The 19,557-nt window shown below is 68.8% G+C and carries 19 protein-coding genes; 5 read left to right on the top strand and 14 right to left on the bottom strand.

Annotated elements, in window-relative coordinates; genetic code table 11:
- Positions 1 to 3: 3 nt before the first annotated feature.
- The 6 genes from ABEA07_RS22470 to ABEA07_RS22445 form a co-directional block, all read right to left on the bottom strand.
- On the bottom strand, positions 4 to 516 hold the full coding sequence (locus tag ABEA07_RS22470; protein ID WP_345540660.1) for a nuclear transport factor 2 family protein: 513 nt from the start codon (positions 514 to 516) through the stop codon (positions 4 to 6).
- Positions 513 to 1,079, bottom strand: a complete 567-nt coding sequence (locus ABEA07_RS22465; RefSeq protein ID WP_345540659.1) for a nuclear transport factor 2 family protein — start codon at positions 1,077 to 1,079, stop codon at positions 513 to 515. The genes ABEA07_RS22470 and ABEA07_RS22465 overlap by 4 nt, the downstream gene beginning before the upstream one ends.
- Positions 1,076 to 2,512, bottom strand: coding sequence for an MmgE/PrpD family protein (locus ABEA07_RS22460; RefSeq protein WP_345540658.1), 1,437 nt, complete (start codon positions 2,510 to 2,512; stop codon positions 1,076 to 1,078). Before ABEA07_RS22460 ends, ABEA07_RS22465 begins: the two co-directional genes overlap by 4 nt.
- A gap of 16 nt (positions 2,513 to 2,528) precedes the next feature.
- Positions 2,529 to 3,485: a Bug family tripartite tricarboxylate transporter substrate binding protein gene (locus ABEA07_RS22455; protein ID WP_345540657.1), complete on the bottom strand. Its 957-nt coding sequence runs from the start codon at positions 3,483 to 3,485 to the stop codon at positions 2,529 to 2,531.
- 69 nt (positions 3,486 to 3,554) lie between these two features.
- Positions 3,555 to 4,754 (bottom strand): MFS transporter, encoded by a 1,200-nt coding sequence (locus tag ABEA07_RS22450; protein ID WP_345540655.1) that lies wholly within the window; start codon positions 4,752 to 4,754, stop codon positions 3,555 to 3,557.
- Positions 4,751 to 5,434: a glutathione S-transferase family protein gene (locus ABEA07_RS22445; protein ID WP_345540653.1), complete on the bottom strand. Its 684-nt coding sequence runs from the start codon at positions 5,432 to 5,434 to the stop codon at positions 4,751 to 4,753. Before ABEA07_RS22445 ends, ABEA07_RS22450 begins: the two co-directional genes overlap by 4 nt.
- Positions 5,435 to 5,559: 125 nt before the next feature.
- On the opposite strand from ABEA07_RS22445, the gene ABEA07_RS22440 reads away from it, so the two are divergent.
- The 4 genes from ABEA07_RS22440 to ABEA07_RS22425 all read left to right on the top strand — a co-directional run bounded on the left by ABEA07_RS22440 (position 5,560) and on the right by ABEA07_RS22425 (position 9,598).
- Complete coding sequence (locus ABEA07_RS22440; RefSeq protein ID WP_345540652.1) at positions 5,560 to 6,750, top strand: CaiB/BaiF CoA transferase family protein; 1,191 nt, start codon at positions 5,560 to 5,562, stop codon at positions 6,748 to 6,750.
- Between the two features lie 13 nt (positions 6,751 to 6,763).
- Positions 6,764 to 7,522: an SDR family oxidoreductase gene (locus ABEA07_RS22435; RefSeq protein WP_345540651.1), complete on the top strand. Its 759-nt coding sequence runs from the start codon at positions 6,764 to 6,766 to the stop codon at positions 7,520 to 7,522.
- Positions 7,523 to 7,542: 20 nt separating this feature from the next.
- The gene (locus ABEA07_RS22430; RefSeq protein WP_345540650.1) at positions 7,543 to 8,703 is read left to right on the top strand and encodes a CaiB/BaiF CoA transferase family protein; all 1,161 of its coding nucleotides are present in this window, start codon (positions 7,543 to 7,545) and stop codon (positions 8,701 to 8,703) included.
- A 79-nt stretch (positions 8,704 to 8,782) separates the two neighbouring features.
- Positions 8,783 to 9,598 carry a GntR family transcriptional regulator gene (locus tag ABEA07_RS22425; protein ID WP_345540648.1) on the top strand — a complete coding sequence of 272 codons (816 nt, stop codon included), beginning with the start codon at positions 8,783 to 8,785 and terminating at the stop codon, positions 9,596 to 9,598.
- 12 nt (positions 9,599 to 9,610) lie between these two features.
- Here the strand turns inward: ABEA07_RS22425 and cofC are convergent, their stop codons facing one another.
- The 5 genes from cofC to ABEA07_RS22400 form a co-directional block, all read right to left on the bottom strand.
- Entirely contained in the window at positions 9,611 to 10,204 is a 594-nt protein-coding gene (gene cofC, locus ABEA07_RS22420) for a 2-phospho-L-lactate guanylyltransferase (protein ID WP_345540647.1), read from the bottom strand.
- On the bottom strand, positions 10,201 to 11,166 hold the full coding sequence (gene cofD / locus ABEA07_RS22415) for a 2-phospho-L-lactate transferase (RefSeq protein WP_345540646.1): 966 nt from the start codon (positions 11,164 to 11,166) through the stop codon (positions 10,201 to 10,203). The genes cofC and cofD overlap by 4 nt, the downstream gene beginning before the upstream one ends.
- Positions 11,163 to 11,825 carry a nitroreductase family protein gene (locus ABEA07_RS22410; RefSeq protein WP_345540645.1) on the bottom strand — a complete coding sequence of 221 codons (663 nt, stop codon included), beginning with the start codon at positions 11,823 to 11,825 and terminating at the stop codon, positions 11,163 to 11,165. Before ABEA07_RS22410 ends, cofD begins: the two co-directional genes overlap by 4 nt.
- Before the next feature lie 2 nt (positions 11,826 to 11,827).
- Positions 11,828 to 12,595, bottom strand: a complete 768-nt coding sequence (gene cofE / locus ABEA07_RS22405) for a coenzyme F420-0:L-glutamate ligase (RefSeq protein WP_345540644.1) — start codon at positions 12,593 to 12,595, stop codon at positions 11,828 to 11,830.
- 154 nt (positions 12,596 to 12,749) lie between these two features.
- Positions 12,750 to 13,718: a Bug family tripartite tricarboxylate transporter substrate binding protein gene (locus ABEA07_RS22400; RefSeq protein WP_345540642.1), complete on the bottom strand. Its 969-nt coding sequence runs from the start codon at positions 13,716 to 13,718 to the stop codon at positions 12,750 to 12,752.
- 459 nt (positions 13,719 to 14,177) lie between these two features.
- Between ABEA07_RS22400 and ABEA07_RS22395 the strand changes: the two genes are divergently transcribed.
- Positions 14,178 to 15,086, top strand: a complete 909-nt coding sequence (locus ABEA07_RS22395) for an alpha/beta fold hydrolase (RefSeq protein ID WP_345540640.1) — start codon at positions 14,178 to 14,180, stop codon at positions 15,084 to 15,086.
- A gap of 212 nt (positions 15,087 to 15,298) precedes the next feature.
- On the opposite strand, the gene ABEA07_RS22390 is transcribed toward ABEA07_RS22395, so the two are convergent.
- From ABEA07_RS22390 to cofH, 3 genes are all read right to left on the bottom strand, one after another.
- Positions 15,299 to 16,201 carry a LysR family transcriptional regulator gene (locus ABEA07_RS22390; protein ID WP_345540639.1) on the bottom strand — a complete coding sequence of 301 codons (903 nt, stop codon included), beginning with the start codon at positions 16,199 to 16,201 and terminating at the stop codon, positions 15,299 to 15,301.
- Between the two features lie 247 nt (positions 16,202 to 16,448).
- Positions 16,449 to 17,141 (bottom strand): NADPH-dependent F420 reductase, encoded by a 693-nt coding sequence (gene npdG / locus ABEA07_RS22385; protein WP_345540637.1) that lies wholly within the window; start codon positions 17,139 to 17,141, stop codon positions 16,449 to 16,451.
- 11 nt (positions 17,142 to 17,152) lie between these two features.
- A complete protein-coding gene (gene cofH, locus ABEA07_RS22380) occupies positions 17,153 to 19,555 on the bottom strand; it encodes a 5-amino-6-(D-ribitylamino)uracil--L-tyrosine 4-hydroxyphenyl transferase CofH (protein ID WP_345540636.1) in 2,403 nt (800 codons plus the stop codon).
- Positions 19,556 to 19,557 lie beyond the last annotated feature (2 nt).

Below are 19,557 nucleotides of genomic sequence, written 5' to 3'. Positions count from 1 at the left end.
GATTCAGATGCTCAAGGTAGGCGGCGCAGGAAACGCGTTCACACGCTGCGCGAGCGTGGCGGCTGCGCTGGCCGGCACCTCGCCATGCCAATCAAGTGTGTGGATGCGCTCGGCGATCTTCCACAGCCCGGCCTGGCGCACCCACCGGTCGAGGTAGCGCAGGCTGCGCATGGCGACCTGGTCCGACGGCTGGGCCGGGCGCACCAGGAAGGCGAAGGCATTGGTCTCCGTTTCGGCGTGCGCCGTGCCGATCAGCTTGTATTGCACGTTGCCGACGAAGTGCGTGGCGATCTTGCAGGCACCGGAGCCAAAGGCATCGAAGAGCGCGATCTGTCCGATCAGCGCATCCGCGCCCTCGACAGGCGCGCGGCCGTGGTACCGGGCCTTCACGTCGTCGGTGAAGCAGGTGCGCACGAGAGCCTTGTCGGCGCTGTCGGCCGCGTGGAAGTAGCGCATGAGCACGTCATGGATCGCCGCGCGATCCACGAGCGCCTGCAGTTCGGGCGGCAGCGTCACGCGGTGCCACCCGCGTTGCCGCCCGGCTCGCGCGCGACGCGCCCGCGGCGAATGGCATAGACCGGGTCGTCCCGGTCCTTGGAGCCGTAGCGGAACTGGTCGGCCTCCTGCATGGCCTCGATGACTTCGTCGATCCGGTTCCAATCGTCGGTCACCATCCGTTCGCTGATGCGCCATTCGCCGTTGCGCCGCGTGAAGCGGTCCACGAAGCGCAGCGCGCGGGTGCGCGTGTAGCGTTTGTCGTCACGGCCGAAGGCCCGGAAGGCGAGCAGGTAGGACTCGGTGAAGGCGGTGTCGCCGTCCACCTCGATGCGGACGTTGCCGAGGAAATGCATGGCCGGGTCGGTGCCGGGCTTGACACGCTCGACGATGCCGCGGGCGGCATCGCGGCCATGGGCGACCCAGTTTCCATGGTCGTCGATGGCATCGTCGTGGTAGCAGCTTGCGATCAGCTCGGTGTCGCAGCGGTCCACGCCGCGGCAGTAGCGCAGCAGCACATCGCGGATGTCGCGTTCGTCCAGCAGCGCGAGCAGCCTGGCTTCGGTCCGTGCGTCGAGAGTCATGAGCGGCGCTTCTTGGGCTGGTTCACGAGTTTGCGCATGAGCGTGGAGAAGTCGTCCACCTGCTCGAGGTGGAGCACGGCGTCGATCACCTCCTCGGCGGCCGCCGCTGGCATCAGGCCGTCGACGAAGGTGCGGAACTTGTGCGCCAGTGCTTCGGTGGTGAGGAAGCTTTCCGGGTCGGAGGAGGGGGTGCCCTTGGGGAACAGGCGCTCTCCCCGGAAGGTCTGCCCGCGGGCGCGGATCTCCACACGCGAGGGCCGGCTGGACGGATGCTTGGCGATCTCGTCGAAGTAGGTCGGATGGATCTCCAGCTTCACCTTGTCCATCAGCTTCATCACGGAAGGGTCGAAGACGTTCTTCGGGTCCTGCCATTTCGGGCCGGGCACGATCCGGTGTGCCGCCAGCGCGAGGCCATGCGCGAAGCAGAACTGCGCATCCTGGACGTGTCGGATCTCGCGGAACATGAAGCTCGGCAGCACATAGGCCCAACCTTCGCCATAGGCGGTGATGCCCTCGATCTCGTCGGGGCGCAGATCGTGCTCGTGCACCAGCCCGATGAGGATGTCCAGCGGTGCGTGCATGACCCGGCAATGCGGGTAGGGCTTGTACATCTGGAAGTCCGGGAAGCGCCATTCGACGCCGAGGCCTTCGGTGAGGGCCTTGGGCTCCCATCGGACGGTGCCGATGAAGCGGGGATAGCCGAACTCGGCATCGTCGAGCATCTGCAGGTCGCCGCGGTGGCCGAGCTCGCCCATTTCCGCCGCCGTCAGCGCCGATTGCGTGAGCGCGCCGGCCATGAGGTACTTGATGGTGGCGGGTGGCGCGTGGTTGAGCGAGGCCCGGTGCGCGTTGACCGGGGTGATCGCGGCGGCGATCCCGAATGCGTTGGCCACCTGGTCGGCCGTCAGCCGCTTCAGCCTGGCGGCCGATGCGGTGGCGCCGAAGACCGTGCTGCTGTACCCGAGCACGGGCGCGGTGGCTGCCTTGCCGTCCTTGTAGTCGCGGTTCTGGCTCATGGCCGCGCCGAAGCGGTAGGACATCTCGTGGGACACGGCGACGGCTTCGATCAGCTCCTTGCCGCTGCGGCGGGCGACCTCCGCGACCGCGAAGGCGCCCGGCAGCACGTAGGGGCTGACGTGCCCCGGCAGCAGGACCGAATCCGCATCGAGGGTGCTGATCAGCTCCCCGTTGGCGAAGGCGGCGCCGAAGATGGAAGAGCGCTGGCCGGTGCCGATGATGGTGGCCGGGCCATCATTGCCTCCTATCCGGATCGCGCATTCGATGCCCATGTCGGCCTTGGGCTGGCCGGGAGCGGCAAGCGCGCAGCCGATCGAGTCGAGGATGTCACGCTTGCATTCCTCGACGACGCGAGGCGGCAGTTCGGCGTAGCGGGTGTGGGTGGCGAATTCCGCCAGGTGTTCGATGAGGGTCATTCGGTGGCGGTCCTTGTCATTGCGGCTCGATGCCGGCCTTGCGGATCACCTCGCGCCACTGCTCGGTCTCCTGCTGCTTGTGCTTGACGAGCGCATCGCCGCAGGCCGTGAAGGGCTCGAGGCCACGCTTCTCCATATTCGCCGCCATCTCCGGTGTCGTGACGGCGCGGGCGACGAGCTCGCGCACCTGCGCCAGCACGTCGGGCGGCGTCTTGCCCGAGGCGTAGACGCCGAACCACGGGAAGACGGAGTAGGCGGGCAGGCCGAGCTCCTTGGCGGAAGGAACGTCGGGCAATGCCGACAGTCGGCTCGGGCCTGACACCGCCAGGGGGCGGATCTTGCCGGAGTCGTAGAAGGCCTGGGCCGAGACGCGGTCGATGAAGGTGATGTCCACCTGGCCGCTGCTCACGTCCGTCAGCCCGGTGACGCTGGAGCGGTAGGGCACGCCGGTCAACTTGGTCCCCGAGGCTTGCTGGAACAACTCGCCCGCGAGCCGCATCGAGGTGCTGGTGTATCCGAAGGTCAGCTTGCCAGGCTGGCTCTTGGCGGCGGCGATCAGGTCGGCGAGCGACTTGTAGGGGCCCGTGGCGGAGACGTTCACCAGGTTGTTCGTGCGGCCGGCGGCGCAGATCGGCACGATGTCCTTGTTCGGGTCGTAAGGGATGTTCTTTTTCAGGAGCGGGTCGAAGACGGTCAGCGAGTTGCTGCTGAACATCAGCGTGTGCCCGTCGGCCGGGCCGTTCACGAGGGCCTGTCCGCCCAGGGTGCCTTCGGCCCCGGCGCGGTTGTCGACCAACACCGGCTGTTTCGCAACGGCGGACAGCACCTGCGCGAGGTCGCGGGCGTTGATGTCATTGGTCGTGCCGGCGTTGAACGGAACGATGATCGTGATGGGGCGGTCGGGGAACGCCAGTGCGCCGGAGGTCGCCAGCGAGAGAAGGGTGGCCGCGAGGGGGCGGATGAGCCTGTTCAAGGGGTGTCTCCTAATGCATGGTACATCATGCAATATTTTGGAGCTGAGTGCGGAGTCAAGCCCAGGGTTCTACCGAGCGGCAACCGACCCCCGTTTGCAGTCGCAGGGCGCGCGCGAGCCAGATCCCCAACGCGAGAAGTCCTGCCGAAGCCGTGGCGAACAGGACCGACGGGCCAGCCCGTGCCACGACCTGTGCGCCGAGCAGGACGCCCGCGCTCTGGCCGATGAAGATGGTGCAGGAAAACAATGAAACCGCCAGACCCGTGGCGCCCGCCGCGAGCTGCGTGGCCTGCAGTTGAGCACGTTGTGCATCATGTAGAAGCCGAAGCCCCCCAGCACGCAGCCCGCTGCACCCCATTCCCATCGTGGCATGAGCGCCAGCATGCCGAAAGCCGCGGCGAGGGCGCCGCCCGCCACCAGCGGCATCGCGGTCGGCCGCAGCCGGCGCAGAAGCGGCGCGGCGGTGCGCGTGAAGGCGAAGCCGCCCAATCCGAAGGCGGCGGCGACGGCGCCGCTCTCCAGCAGCGAGAGCCCGAAACGCGTGTGCAGCACGGTCGGCACGAAGGCCAGGCAGCCGATGCCCAGCCCGGCCTCGACGCAACTGGCGGCCATCACGCGTCGCGCCCAGCGGTCCGCCAGCAAGGTGCGCAGCTGGCGCAGATAGGGAAGGCGGGCTGGCGCGGCATCTTCGCCGCGGCGCGCATCGGTCGCCCTGCGCGTACTCAGCCACAGAGCCGCAGTGACGGCCGCGAACAGCGCCGCGAGCAGCACGAAGGCTGCGCGCCAGTTCCAGGCATCGGACAGGAAGCCACCCACCAGCGGTCCGAGCATGAGGCCGAAGACCGTCACGCCGGAGTAGCGCGCCAGCACCTGCTGGCGCTGCGCGAGCGGCACGGTGTCGCCGATCCACGCCACGCTCAGCGGCACGATGGCCGCGGTGCCGGCGCCCATGGCAGCACGCGCCCAGACCAGCGCATCGAGCGATCGCGCAGCAGCGGCGGCCAGGGTGCTCAAGGCACACCAGGCGGTGGCCAGCATGATGACCCGCGCCTTGCCGTAGCGGTCGCCGATCGGGCCGTAGACCAGTTGCATCAGGCCGTAGGCGACGGCATAGGCGGAGATGGCCGCGGCGGCCTCGGTCGTGGTGGTCGCAAAATCCTGCGCCAGTGCGGGCAGCATGCCGTCGCACACGCGCGTGGAGGCCAGGCTGACGAAGCCTGCCGTCGCAAGAAGCATCAGCAGGGTGGGGCCGCGGCCACCAGCCGTCATGCGGCTTTGGATCTCATGTGCGGGAACATGGCCTCGCGCGCCTGCGCGTCCATCTCGCTCTTGAAGCTGTAGCGCTCCTTCAGCGCCATTGCGCGTGCGGCTGCGGGGCGTTCGTCGATGGCATCGAGCAGGCGCTTCAGGTTCGGCAGGCGTTCCCAGCAGTTCTCGCCCAGGGCGGTCGAAGCCGATTTGCCCCAGCCCCAGACCGCCATGTCGACGATCGTGTAGTCGTCGCCCATCATCCACCTTCGATCGGCCAGCCGCGCATCGATGATGCGCCAGTGGCGCCAGGCCTCGAATTCGTAGCGCTGCACGGCGTAGGCGATGCGTTCGGGCGCGTACTTCGTGAAGTGGATGGCCTGGCCGGTGTAGGGGCCGATGCCCGAGGCGGTGAACATCAGCCACGACAGCAGCTCCCCACGCATCGGCGGCGCCGGGAGGAAGCGGCCGGTCTTCTCTGCCAGGTACAACAGGACGGCGCTGCTGTCGAAGACCTGCGTTCCGTCGTCGTCCACGATCGCCGGCACCTTGGCATTCGGATTGATCGCGAGGTATTCAGGCGTGTGCTGCTCGCCCTTGCGGGTATCCACAGGGATGGCGTCGTAGGGCAGGCCGGCCTCCTCGAGGAACAGGGCCACTTTCCGTGGGTTCGGCGCGAGCGTGTAGTAGAACTTCAGCATCGATGTCTCCGGGCATGCTGCGCACGGTTCAGAACAGGATGACTGGACTCCGCGAGCATGTCAATGCATAATGCATTATCCACGATAGTTTAACAACTTCCTTCCCCCCAGGAGACTGTCTGCCCATGAAAGCCCAGCCCCTTGCCGGCATCCGGGTCCTCGAAGTCGGTGCCTATATCTCGGCGCCCTATGCCGGCGTGATCCTCGCGTCGCTCGGCGCCGAAGTCGTGAAGGTGGAGCCGCCCGAAGGCGAAGCCTTCCGCCGCGGCGAGGGCAACCGCAGCGCCTACTTCATCCAGTACAACAGCGGCAAGAAGAGCGTCGCGGTCAACCTGAAGTCGAAAGCGGGCGTGTCGCTCGTGAAATCGCTGGTGCCGCGCTTCGACGTGCTCATTGAGAACATGCGTCCCGGCAAGATGGCCGCGCTCGGGCTCGGCGAAGCGGCCTGCCGCGAGCTCAACCCCGGACTGATCTACGCCTCCATTTCCGGCTTCGGCAGCGGCGGGCCGTGGGTGGATCGCCCCGCGTACGACACCATCGGCCAGAGCATCGGCGGCATCTACTCGATCATGAACGACGCCCATGACCGGCGCCTCACCGGGACCTGCATCGCCGATCTGATCACGGGCATCAGCAGCGCCATGGGCGTTCTCGCGGCACTGCTGGGCCGCGAGCGCAGCCCGGACCGCACGGGAACGCTGATGGAAACCTCCCTGCTGGAGGCCATGTCGACACTTACGATCGACGCCATGACCCAGGCCTACGAGACCGACACCGACCCGGTGCGCAATTCCCGGCATCCGCAGGCGCAGAACTTCTGCCTGGAGACGGCGGACGGGGGCGGCATCACGATGCACCTGTCCGTGTCGCAGAAGTTCTGGCGGGCCCTGGCGCGGGTGATCGGCCGGGAGGACCTGATCGACGATCCGCGTTACCGCACTTACGACGACAGGCGTGTCCCTGCGCACTATGAAGAGTTGGTGCGCATCGTGAAGGAAGCCTTCGCCAAGCGCCCGCGCAGCGAATGGGAACGGTTGCTGACCGAGGAGGACGTGCCCTTCGCGCCCGTACTGACCATGCACGAGGTCGCCGAGCACGAGCAGACGCGCTGGCTGGAGCTGATGGGGCCCACGGTGTGCGGCTTGCCGATGGTGCGGCCGCCCTGGCGCTTCGACGGTGCGCGTCCCGCGCGGAGCGAGCTGCGTGCGGAGGTCGGCGAGCACACGCACGAGGTGCTGCGCGAGGTGTGCTCCGAAAGCGAGCTCAAGGCGCTGGCGGCCGCCGGCGACATCGTGATCGCTGCGGCGAGCAACTGAAGGAGGAAGTCCCATGGATCTCGGAATTTCCGGCAAGCGTGCCGTGGTCATCGGCGGAAGCCAGGGCCTGGGCCTGGCCGTTTGCGAGCGCCTTGCCGCGGAGGGCGTGAACCTGCTGCTGTTCGCGCGCGATTCGAAAAAGCTGGACGAGGCCTGCGGGCAGCTCAGGAGCGCGCACGGCGTGCAAGTCGACGCGTGCGCGGGCGACATCACCCGCGCCGAGGACATCGACCGGGTGGCCGCCCAGGCCGCCGGCAACGGCGGCGTCCACATCCTCGTGCTGAACACGCCGCGGCCGCCGAGCCCGATGCGCGACTTCCTGCAGGAGAACGAGGATGCGCGCTGGGAGCAGGCCTACCAGCAGCAACTGCACGGGGCGCTGCTCGTGCTGCGCAAGCTGGTGCCGCTGGTCGCGGAGAGCGGCTGGGGACGCGTGGTCGCCATTACCTCCGCATCCATCAAGCAGCCGATGCCGCGGCACGCGCTGTCGACCATCTTCCGTGCCGGCGTCCAGGCCGCGCTGAAGCATCTCGCCATGGAGCTTGCCCCCAGGGGTGTGACGGTCAACGCGGTGGCGCCGGCGACGGTCATCACGCCCACCTTCTCGACCTTCCACAACCTCGAGGCGCGGATCCAGTCCGTGCCGATGAAGCGGGTGGGCCAACCCGAGGAGCTGTCGGCCACGGTGGCCTTCCTGGCCTCGGCGCACGCAGGATTCATCACCGGGGAGACGATCCAGCTCGACGGCGGACAGACCCTGGCGCTGTGCTGACGACGAACAAAGGAGCAGCAATGACAAGCGCCAACAAAGCCAAGGGCCCGCTGGCTGGACTGAAGGTGGTAGAGGTCGGCGGCGTCGGCCCCGGCCCCTTCTGCGCGATGCTGCTGTCGGACATGGGCGCCGAGGTCGTGCGCATCGACCGCAAGCATGCCTCCGAGAGCGGCCTGCCGGTGGACCGCCGCTTCGACGTGATGTACCGCGGGCGCCGTTCGCTTGCACTGGACCTCAAGAAGCCGGAGGCGGTGCAAGCCGTGCGCCGCATGCTGCGCGACGCCGACGTGATGATCGAGGGATTCCGCCCTGGCGTCATGGAGCGCCTGGGCCTGGGGCCCGAGGTCTGCATGGACCTGAACCCGAAGCTGATCTACGGCCGCATGACGGGCTGGGGCCAGACCGGGCCGATGGCGAGTAAGCCCGGCCACGACCTCAACTACATCGCGCTGAGCGGCGCGCTGCATGCCATCGGGCCCAAGGGCGGAGCGCCTTCGATCCCCCTGAACCTGATTGGCGACTTCGGCGGCGGCTCCATGTACCTGGCCTTCGGCATCCTGTGCGCGCTGCACGAGGCGAAGACCTCGGGCCGGGGACAGGTGGTGGACGCCGGCATGGTCGATGGCGCGACCTCGCTGATGGCGATGATCTACGGCCTCTTCGCCGCAGGCTACTGGAAGGACGAGCGGGGCTCGAACCGGCTGGACTCCGGCGCGCCCTGGTACGACGTGTACGAGACGAAGGACGGCCGCCACGTGGCCATCGGTGCCACGGAGGCAACCTTCTTCCGCAACACAATGAAGGTGATCGGCCTGCGCGAGGAGGACTTCGGCGAGCAGCACGATCGCGACGGCTGGCCGGCGATGAAGGAGGCGTTCTCGCGCAAGTTTCGCAGCCGCACCCGCGACGGATGGTGCAAGGCATTTGAGGGAACCGAGACCTGCTTTTCCCCCGTCCTGTCATTGGCAGAGGCACCGCGGGACCCGCACCAGGTCGCCCGCGGCAACTTCGTCGAATGCGCCGGGGTCGTCCAGCCGGCGCCGGCGCCGCGCTTCAGCCGCAGCCGGCCGGCCGTGCAAAGTCCTCCCCCGCAGCCCGGCGAGCACAACCGCGAGGTGCTCGCCGACTGGGGATTCAGCGAGGAGGATGTCGCGCAATTGCAGCGTTCGGGCGCGATCTGAACGAACGGCGGCGCAAGGAGGGGGGGCTTCTACCAGATTCTTGAGATATCATCCATTGTATTTTCTGGAGCGATACCTCTTGGAATTTGAAGCTTTCCTTCGGCCCAAGGATGTAGGGCTGCAGCTGTCCGGTTCGGTCGCCTCGCACCTGCGTGAGCAGATCATCTCCGGCAAGCTCAAATCGGGCGAGTTCCTGCGCATCGACTCCATCGCCAGTGACCTTGGCGTGAGCACGACGCCGGTGCGGGAAGGCCTTCTGCTCCTGCAAAGCGAGTCCTTCGTCCGCCTGCTGCCGCGGCGCGGCTTCGTCGTCAACAGCTTCAGCAAGGACGACCTGCGGGACATCTTCTGGGCACAGGCCATCGTCGGTGCCGAGCTCGCGGCGCGCGCCGCGCTCAAGATAACCAAGGAAGACCTCGCGAAACTTCAGCAGCTCGATACCGAGCATGAAAAAGCGTTCAAGGCCGGTGACGAGCGGCACGTGCAGCTTGGCTACGAATTCCACCGCTTCCTCAACCTCGCCGCCGGCTCGCCGCGCCTGGCGCTGCTGCTCGGCAGCCTGTCCAGGCAACTGCCCAACAGGTTCTACGCCAGCATCGAGGGCCAGGTCACGGACACGCTCAAGTACCACCCGATCATCATCGATGCGATCCGCATGAAGGATGCGGAGGCCGTGCGTTCGCTGATGTTCCGGCACATCATGCATGGGGCGGAGCACCTCATCCAGTCGCTCGAGCGCGCCGGCACCTGGGGCCCGCCGACGGAGGCGGCCAACGCACCTGTTGCGGAGCCCGAGACGGAAGAGGTCGCCGAGCCCAAGGTACCTCGCGTCGCGCGGACGGCAGCGGCGAAGAGCTCGCGCAAAGCCAAGCCCGCCCGCGCCGCACGGCGCTGAGCGGCCGCCGGCTCAGGCAGGGACTGTGGCTTCACGCTTCTGCCATTCCCGGTAGTCGTCCAGGGTGTCCAGATCGAAGGCCAGCGACGGCGTTTGCACCACCCTGCACGGCAATCCGAGCCGGAGCGCCTGAGCGGCGTGCCGCTCGCGGCTCATCGGCCCGTAGTGGAACCGGAAGGGCGCGCCAGCCGGCAGGCATAACACGTTCGTACCGGTGCCGGTGCGGTCGCTGGCGATCGTGGCTTCGCCAGGCCGCACGAGCATGCGCAGGTCGTCTTCCCGTGCCAGGGGCAGGTCGCACGACATCACCAGGACTTGTTCGCCCGCCCGAGTGGCGAGGCTGGCGAATGCCTGGGCGACGGCTTCATTCAAGCCTGGCTGCTTCTCCGCGATCCAGCCAGCGCCTTGTCGCCTTGCGAGCGCGAGGACTTCCGGGCAGCGGCTTGCGACAAGGGTGCGGACCGCGCCCGGATAGCGCGCCGCCAGCGCGAGTGCGCGTTCCAGCAGCTCGAGGTTGAGCTGCCGGCGACGATCGGGCGCCAGGTCCGGCGCGAGGCGGCTCTTGCCTTCGGCGATCGATTTGACCGGCAGCACGAGCCAGGTCATGCCGCGGCCCCGGCGCCGGCAGTTCTCGCAAGACGGTCGACGAAGTCCAGCAGTTCGCGCGCGAGTTGGGCGCGATCTCCTGCATCCTTCATCACGGTCGCAGTCACCAGCGGCGTGATGCCGAGGGCGGCGACGGCGCGTGCGGCATCGGCATCGGCGTGGTCCAGCACGAAGCCGTCGAGCAGCGGCCCGTAGTGCCGCGCCACTTCCAGCGCGGAAGGGGTCTTTCCGAGTTCGCGCATGATCTTCGCCGCCGGCCCCTTGATCGCCTGGCCGCCCACGATGGGCGACACCGCCACGACCGGCACGCTGGCCGAACGCAGCGCGTCGCGCACGCCCGGCAGCGCCAGCGTCGGGTCGATGCTCAGGTAGGGATTGGAGGGGCACAGGACGATGGCCTGCAGACCGGGATCGTCCAGAGCGGCTCGAAAGGCGGGGGAGGGCGACGCCTCCGTCGCGCCCGCGAAGTGCAGCCCGCGCAGCACGGGTTCGCAGCGCCGCCGCACGAAGTAGGACTGGAATGGCAGTTCGCCCTCATCGGTGTCCACCATCGTTCGCACAGGCGCATCCGACATGGGCACGACGCGCACGCCGATGCCCTGCGCCATGCACAGCGTCGCCGTAACTTCCGACAGCGTGGCACCTCCGCGCAGCAGCCCGGTGCGCCGGACATGGGTCGCCAGGTCCTGGTCGCCCAGGCGGAACCAGGTCTCGCCGCCGAGCTTCTCGAGCGTGTCCATGAAGCGCCAGCTCTCGCCGGCGAGACCCCAGCCCGTCTGCGGATTGGCGACACCCGCCAGCGTGTACATCACGGTGTCGAGGTCGGGGCAGATGTGCCAGCCCAGGTGCTCGAAGTCGTCGCCGGTGTTGACGGCTGCCACCAGCGCCTGCGGCTGCAGCACCTGCGCGAAGCCGTGCACCAGTTTCGCGCCGCCGACACCGCCGGCCAGGGCCAGGATCATGGCTTCACCTCCTGGCGCACCACCTCGCGCATGCCACGCCGGGGCCGCCGCTTCACCGGGCCGTGCGGGATGCCCAGGGTCACCAGGGCCTGCGGTTGCCAGTCGAGCGGAATGGCGAGCGCCCTGCGCGCGGTGTCGGGGCAGAACAGCGGGGCGCACATCCAGCAGGCGCCCAGGCCTGCGGCGCTGGCCGCGAGCAGCAGGTTCTGCACCGCCATCGCCGTGCTCTGCATGGCCATGGCCGCCTCGGCCGTTCGGCGCCGCTCGTCGGGGTAGGCATCCATGTCCGCCAGCGAGGAGGCGACCAGGATGACCACCGGCGCGCCGGTGATGCGCGCCGCCGAGCGCGCGACGTCCGCGTCGATCTCGGCGTGACCGTCGCCATCGGCGAGCCGGTCGCGTCGCAGGCGATCGCCCATCGCCGCGGCGAGCGTCGCCTTGGCGCCGTCATGGCGCAGCACGGCGAATCGCCAGGGCTGGCGGTTGTGGGCGGAGGGTGCCCGCGTGGCGCAGTGGAGCAGCTGCGCGAGCACGTCGTCATCGATGTCTTGCTCGGCGTAGCGCCGCACGGACTGCCGCGCCTCGATCAACTGCACGGCGCGTGCCAGCCCTGCGCGGTCCACGGCCGCCGTGTCGGGGTGTTCCAGCACGATGCTCATGGTCAGCGGAAGAGGTCGAGCGCGCGCGGGCGCACGAGGTCGCGCGCGCAGCCGGTGCCCGGGACGCCGGGCACGCCGCGCGCCAGCACCACTGGCCGGCCCTCGCGGGCCTGGCCCATGAGCAGGGATGCGGCCGCGGCCAATTCGTCCGCCAGGCCGACCTCGGTGACCTCCAGCGGCCGCCCGTGCCGGTCCGGTTGTCCGCGCAGGTCCTGCAGGGCCGGCAGGCCCGATACGCCGATCGCGACACCGACGGTTCCCTGCCGCCATGCACGGCCGTGGCTGTCGATGATCACGACGGCGGGGGTTGCGGCCGCGCGGGCCGAGAGTTGCTGCCGCAGCGCGGCACAGCTGGCATCCGGGTCCAGCGGCAGCAGCAGCGCCATGCCATCGCCATGCTGCTCGACGTTCGACTGATCGATGCCGGCATTCGCCATCACGAAGCCCAGGCGGTGTTCGACGATGATCACGCCCGGGCGGCAACGCAGCACCTCGTGCGACTCCCGCAGGATCAGCTCGACCAGGCGCGGGTCCTTGCCGGCCTTGGCGGCCAGCGCGTGGGCCTGCGCCGAGGGCGCAACGTCGCGCAAGTCGATCAGCCGTCCCTCGGCCTTGGAGACGATCTTCTGCGCCAGGACGAGCACGTCGCCGGACTGCAGGGTTTCGCTGCAGGCGGCCAGGCCGTCGAGGATGAGCGTGCAGAGGTCCGCGCCGGGCCCGATCTCGGGCAGGCCGGGCAGGGCACGCAGCCGCAGCTCGTCGCTTCTCATTCAGTCGCTCGACGCGCTTCGCGCCCGATGCCGCGCGGCCGGCGAAGCCGGGACCGTTCGAAAACACCGCGGAGCCGGCCTTGCCGGGCCGCTGGTGTTGCCGCCGGAGAGAGGGTTGGCGGACCACACGAAGTGGGGGAGCCCGGGGGAAAGCTCATTCCAGCACGATGTTCTTCGCGGTCGCGACGCGCTTCCAGGTGGCGTAGCTGTCGCGCACGCGCTTGGCCGCCTCCTCGGGCGTGACGTTCAGCGGCGTGGCGCCGTCGCCCCGCATCAGTTCCACCATCTCCTTGGAGTTGGCGATCTCGTTGACCTCGTGGTTGATGCGCTTCACCAGTGCGGGCGGCGTGCCGGCCGGCGCGAACAGCGCGGTCCACAGCTCGACCGAATAGCCGGGTGCCACGGTGGCCATGGGCGGCAGGTTGGGGAATGCGGGGCTCGGTTTCTCCGAGGTGATGGCGATTGGCCGCATCCGGCCGGCCTGGATCTGCGACGCGAAGGTCGTGTTCACCGCGATCATGGCATCGATGATGCCGCCGGCCGTGTCGGTCACCGCGAGCGAGGCGCCCTTGTATGGGATGTGCTTGATCTGGATCTTGGCGGCATCGTTCAGCAGTTCGGCCGCCAGGTGGGCGATGGTGCCGACCCCGCTCGTGCCATGCGTGAGCTGGTCGGGCTTCGCGCGGGCCGCCGCCACGAACTCGGCCGGCGTCTTGATGTCGGTCTTGGTCGAGACGGCGATCACCAGCGGCCCGACGCCCGGCATCGCGATCGGCACCAGGTCGGTCGTCACGTCGAAGGGCGCATTGCGGGTGGTGGCGGCCGTGCTCACCATGCTGACCGAGGTGAACAGCAGTGTCGAGCCGTCCTTCGGCCCCTTCGCCACGACGCTGCCGCCGATCATGCCGGAGCCGCCTGCCCGGTTCTCCACGATGACATTGGTCTGGAGCCGCGGACCGAGCTGGCTCGCGACCAGCCGGGCGATCACGTCGGTGCTCGCACCCGGCGCGAACGGAACGATGATCTTGATCAGCGGCGGCACCGGCGGCTGCTGCGCGTGGGCTGAAGGGGTGCAGGGAAGCATCATGGAGGTCGACACGAGGGCTGCGAACAATTTGCGCATGGAGCTACCGGAAAAGGAGTCAGGAATGGAGGAGCGCTGGCCGCGCCGACGCGGCCAGCCGTGAAAGACATAGCTTTTAATGCATTATGCATAATGCTCAGCAAGCGTCAATCCACGCGGAGGCTTGTGTTTGCCCCAGGGGGCTCGACCAGCAAACTTCTTCCGCTCCTCGCTGTTTGCCCGAAAGCACTCCTTGGCGCGCCGTCTTGCAGGGCTCGGGGACGCGCGGAGTATGCGGCGCGCCACGCAGGGCCCCAAGTGGATTCGACGTCTCGATGGCGGGCATTCGAGATGACGATCACCCGGCGCGGCGCACGGCGATATTCCGAATGTCGATGCCTCGGATGCGAGAAGCCGATTGGACGGCGAGTGGCGACGTACCTACGATTCGCCGCTTCACATCCCGGCGACGACCGGCGCGGCACAGGCGGATGCCGCCGCGCTTGCCGCAGAATCGCCATGAGTTCACAAGGAACTGCGTTGGAATCCCTCGGGCCCGTTTCCCGCTACTACTTTTCGCAGCGCCTGCGGCTCCACTACGTGGACTGGGGCAATGCGGGCGCTCCTGCGCTGCTTCTCGTGCACGGCGGCCGCGACCATTGCCGCAGCTGGGACTGGGTCGCCCAGGCCCTGCGGCACGACTTCCACGTCATCGCGGTCGATCTGCGCGGCTCGGGCGATTCGGCCTGGGCCACCGGTGGGAGCTACCCGGTCAGCGATTTCGTCTATGACATCGCGCAGCTGGCACGCCAGGAGAAGCTCGAGCGCTTCTCCCTGATGGCCCATTCGATGGGTGGTGTCGGCAGCCTCCTGTACGCAGGCGCCTATCCGGAGACGGTCGATCGGCTCGTGGTGGTGGAAGGCCTCCTCATGCCGCCGCAGGACATGAAACGGCGCGAGGCCATTGCGCCCCAGGCGCGCCTGACCGATTGGGTGAAGGAACTGCACACGCTGTCGGCGCGCGGCATCAGGCGCTACGCCGCGCTCGAAGATGCCATCGGGCGCATGCGCTCGGAAAATCCGAGGCTGAGCGAGCACCAGGCCCGGCACCTCACCGTCCATGGCATGAACCAGAACGAGGACGGGAGCTTCAGCTGGAAGTTCGACCCCTACATCGTCGCCTCGAAGGCCTTGCGCGAGGCGCTGCCCCTGCGCAGCGAAGACATCGCCGCACTGTGGTCCAACATCGCCTGCCCGACCTTGCTGATCCGCGGCGGCGAGTCCTTCGTCGGCGACCCGGAAACGGATGGATCGATCGCGCACTTTCGCGATGCGCGGTCGGTCACCATCCAGGGCGCCGGCCACTGGGTCTTCCACGACAAGCTGGAGGAATTTATCGGACACGTGCGGCCGTTCCTGGCGCGCTGAAGACGCGCGGCTTCCCGCGCGCAGAGCGTGGCAATGACTTCACGCACCTGGCCCTGCACTACCTGGCCGACCTGCGCGCGCTCCTGTCGCCGGCACGCGATGCGGCGCTTGACACGCCATGGCGTGATCGCATGGTCGCGCAAGGGTGGTTCGCGCCGGAGTACCGGGTCTGTTATCGGCTGCAGGACCACTGACCTGCGCGGGCTGCGGCCTCAGGCCGGCGTGCGGCAGGCTTGTGCCCAGCGCGCCGTGAGCGTTTCCACGAATGCGCACAGCACCGTGTCCGAGCTGCGTGACTGCTGATGCACGAAGGTCAGGGGCAGCGAGGCCCTGAAGCGCGGCAGCATGCAGTAGCGGCCATCCTCCACGCCGGCCAGGGCCTCGTCGTGGCGCATGAAGCCGATGCCGACTTCTCCCGCGACCAGCCCGCGCAGCAGCGCGGCGTTGTTCACCTCCACGGCGACCTTCACGTCGAGTCCCTCCGCCGTGAAGAGGCCCTCGATGAGCTCGTGGCTGGGCGTGCCGCGGCCGGTCACGATCCAGGGCATCGACGCGATCTGCGTCGCACGGGCTTTCTCGAGCCGATCGCGCCAGGCGCTGGGCCCGGTCAGCACGTAGTCCAGCGTGCCGAGGGGATAGCACTTGAGTTCGTCGTTGCGCACGGTGCCGACCACGACACCGGCATCGAGCTCGCCGCTCTTGATCGCCTGCCGGATCGTCCAGGTGTTGCCGGCCTCGATGGCGAGCTCGGTCAGCGTGAAGCGTTCGCGCACGGCCCGGGCGGCGGCCGAGAGCGGCTCCATGAGCTGCTCGTGGCTGATCGTGCCGATGGCCAGGCGGCCGGAGGGCAGGCCCGCAAGGTCGCGCGCGCGCTGGTCGAGCTCATGAGACGCCTGGACCACATTGCCGGCCCACTCTGCGATGCGCTCGCCGTGCGAGGTCACTTCGAGTCCGCGGGCGGTTCGCCGGAACAGGGGCACGCCGAAGTGTTCTTCGAGTGCACGGATGTGATGGCTGGCCGTGGGCTGGCTGATGTGCAGACGCTCCGAGGCGCGCGTGAGATGCTGCTCCTGCACCACGGCGATGAAGGTCTTCAGTTGGGTAAGGTCGTACATGGGCGCTGTTTGCACCAAGAGCAGTGAGGCGGCAAGAATAGCCAGGATCGCCGCCCCCCTGGGGCATCGACTTCCCTCAGTGGACGGCGACGGAGGACCTGAGTCTCTCGCGTTCGTCCGGCGAGAAGCTCCACTGCCGGTGCACCGCCGTCATGGCCCGGCGGCCTTGCTCCTGCGCCACAACAAGCGCAACGCCTTAATCAAGCGCCCAGCGCCCTCACCAAGACAAAGGTCGGCACAGGATGTCTCATGTGCGTCGCGCCTCGGCAGTCTCCTCCAGCCCGGTGATGCGGATGCCGGTCCCGCCGGGCACCTTGTAGCGCATGTTCATGGCGATCAACAGCGAGGTGAGCGCCTCGGTCGCCGCGGAGTTGGCGATCGCGCCGGCGTGCCAGGCGCGCAGGCCCATGTCGGCCGCCAGGCCGACGACGGTCTCGCGCGCCTCCGGGTCGTCGCCGCAGACCAGCACGTCGCAATCCGGCACATGGGCGAGGTCGCGCAGGTGGTGGGCCGAGACGTTCTGGAACGCCGAGACGACGCGCACCGCATCGCCCAGCAGCCGCTGCACGGCGGCGACGGCCGAGCCGCCTTCGGGCAGCTGGACGCGTGCCACCTTGGGCGGCACGAGCGGCACGGTGGCGTCGACCAGGATCTTGCCGGCGAGCTGCTCCCGAACTTCCTGGACCGTCTTCTGCTGGCCGGCGTGCGGCACGGTCATGATGACGATCTGCGCCGCCGCGGCTGCCTCGGGGTTGGCGTCGTGCGACAAGGCCGCGCCGGGCGCGAGCCCGGCCAGTTCGCTGCAGGCGCGTGCCGCCTTGTCGGCGTCGCGCGAACCGATGATGACGCGGTGGCCGGCGCGCGCCAGGCGCAGCGCGATGCCGCTGCCCTCGGCGCCGGTGCCTCCGAGTAGGGCGATGGTGTATTTCTGGCGATCCATTCGAATGTCTTTCAGGTGGCAAGGGCCGGCAGGCGCGCGCGCCGGCCGGCGGGCGTCAACAGCACGGGCGCGAGCGGCGCTGCAGCACGTGCCGCGCATTGCCGCTCCTGCGGAACGTCCTGGTAGAGGGTGGTGCGCTGGCGCGGCTCGCGGCCGGCCGCGCGGATCAGCGCTTCCATCTGCTGCGGCGGAAGCTCCTGGCCGTGCACGGTGCCGGCAGCGCGCGAGATGCTCTCGTTCATGAGCGTGCCGCCGAGGTCGTTGGCACCGGCGGCCAGGCAGGCACGCACGCCTTCGGGCCCCATCTTCACCCACGACACCTGGATGTTGGGCAGCACCGGATGCAGTGCCAAGCGTGCCACCGCGTGCATCAGCACGGCTTCCCGGAAGGTCGGGCCGCATCGGGACAGGCCCTGCCGGTGCATGGGGGCTTCCATGTGCACATACGGCAAGGGCACGAACTCGGTGAAGCCGCCGGTGCGCTCCTGCAGGCCGCGGATGCGCATCAGGTGGCGGGCCCAGTGCACCGGGCGCTCGACGTGGCCGAACATGATCGTGGCGGTGCTGCGCAGGCCGGCCCGGTGCGCCGCTTCCATCACCTGGAGCCATTCGTCCGTCGTCAGCTTGTCGGGACAGATCTGGTGGCGCACCTCGTCGTCCAGGATCTCGGCGGCCGTGCCCGGCAGGGTGCCGAGACCGGCCTGCTTCAGCCTTCGCAGATAGTCCTCCAGTCCGAGTCCTGCCGATTGCGCACCGTGCCGGATCTCCAGCGGCGAGAACGCGTGGATGTGCATGCGGGGCTCGGCTTCCTTGACCGTGCGGCACAGTGCCAGGTAGGTCTCGGCGCCGTAGTCCGGATGAATGCCGCCCTGCATGCAGACCTCGGTGGCGCCGCGTGCCCAGGCTTCGGCGACGCGGCGCGCGATCTCGCCCCCCTCCAGGTCGTAGGGCGTGCCGCGCTGGCTGTTGCGTCCCTGTCCCTTGGCGAAGGCGCAGAAGCGGCAACGGTGCTGGCAGACGTTGGTGTAGTTGATGTTGCGGTTGACGGCGAAGCGCACCACGTCCCCGACCGTCGCGCGGCGCATGTCGTCGGCCGCCTGGCAGACGGCCTCGAAGCCGGCGCCGCGGGCCGAGAAGAGCGTGACGATTTCCTGCTCGTCGAGTGGGGTGCCGTCGCGGGCCTTGTCGATGGCGCTCTGCAATCCGTGCCGCAGCGGCATTTGTGCATGTCGGGGCAGCACGGCCGGAGGCGCTGCGATCGTGCCGGGCGACCAGCCGTCGACGCGCAGGTAGCCGTCGGCATCGACATCGCGCCGCACGCGCGGCGCCAGTGCCTCGTGCAGCCAGCGCGATGCCTCCTGCGCATGGGCCGGGTAGATGGCGAGCCGCTCGACGAGTTCGCCGCCGGCGGCACGGGTCGCTTCTTCGAGCTTGCGGATCGCCGGCCAGGGTGCCTCCGGGTTCACGAAGTCCGGCGTGACCGGCGAGATGCCGCCCCAGTCGCTGATGCCCGCCTCCAGCAGGCGCGGGTGATGGCTGTCGCTGAGGTTGGGCGGCACCTGCACGTGCACCTCCGGAGGCAAAAGGAGGCGCGCCACTGCCGCTGTCCACAGCAGGTCGTCCAGCGTGGGCTCGGGCGACGCGGCCATCCGGGTGCTTTCCTTGGCCCGGAAGTTCTGCACGATGACTTCCTGGATGTGCCCGTGGCGTTCATGCGCGGACCGGATGGCCAGCAGCGATTCGATGCGCTCCAGGCGCGTCTCGCCGATGCCGATCAGGATGCCGGTCGTGAACGGAACGGCGAGCTCGCCCGCCGCCTCGATCATGGCCAGCCGCCGCTGCGGGTCCTTGTCCGGCGAGCCGAAGTGCGGGCCGCCGCGCTCGCACAGGCGCGGCGACACGCTTTCGAGCATCAGGCCCTGCGACACGCTGACGCGGCGCAGCCGCGCGATCTCTTCCGCCGTCATCACGCCCGCGTTCACATGCGGGTACAAGCGGGTCTCGGCCAGCACGAGTTCGCACATGGCCTCCAGGTAGTCGACGGTGCTCGCGTAGCCGAGGCGGGCCAGGTCCTCGCGGGCAGCGTCGTAGCGCAGCTCTGGCTTGTCGCCCAGCGTGAACAGCGCCTCGCGGCAGCCGGCGCGCTCGCCGGCCCGCGCGGTGGCCAGCACCTCGTCGGGGCTCATGTACGCCTGCTTCAGGCGCGACGGCGTGGTGGCGAAGGTGCAGTAGGCACAGGTGTCCCTGCACAGCCGGGTCAGCGGAATGAACACCTTGCGCGAATAGCTGATGCGCTCCCCGTGCCGGGCTTCGGCGGTCGCGCGGCCGCGTGCCAGCAACTCGCCATGCGCAGTCGACTCGAAGGCCTGAAGGAGCTCGGAGGCGGTCGCGGCCGGGATGTCGATGGGCAGCATGG

It is taken from the genome of Variovorax defluvii (genome assembly GCF_039541515.1).
Taxonomy (GTDB): Bacteria; Pseudomonadota; Gammaproteobacteria; order Burkholderiales; family Burkholderiaceae_C; genus Variovorax; species Variovorax defluvii.
This window is presented reverse-complemented; position numbering and strand designations above follow the sequence as displayed.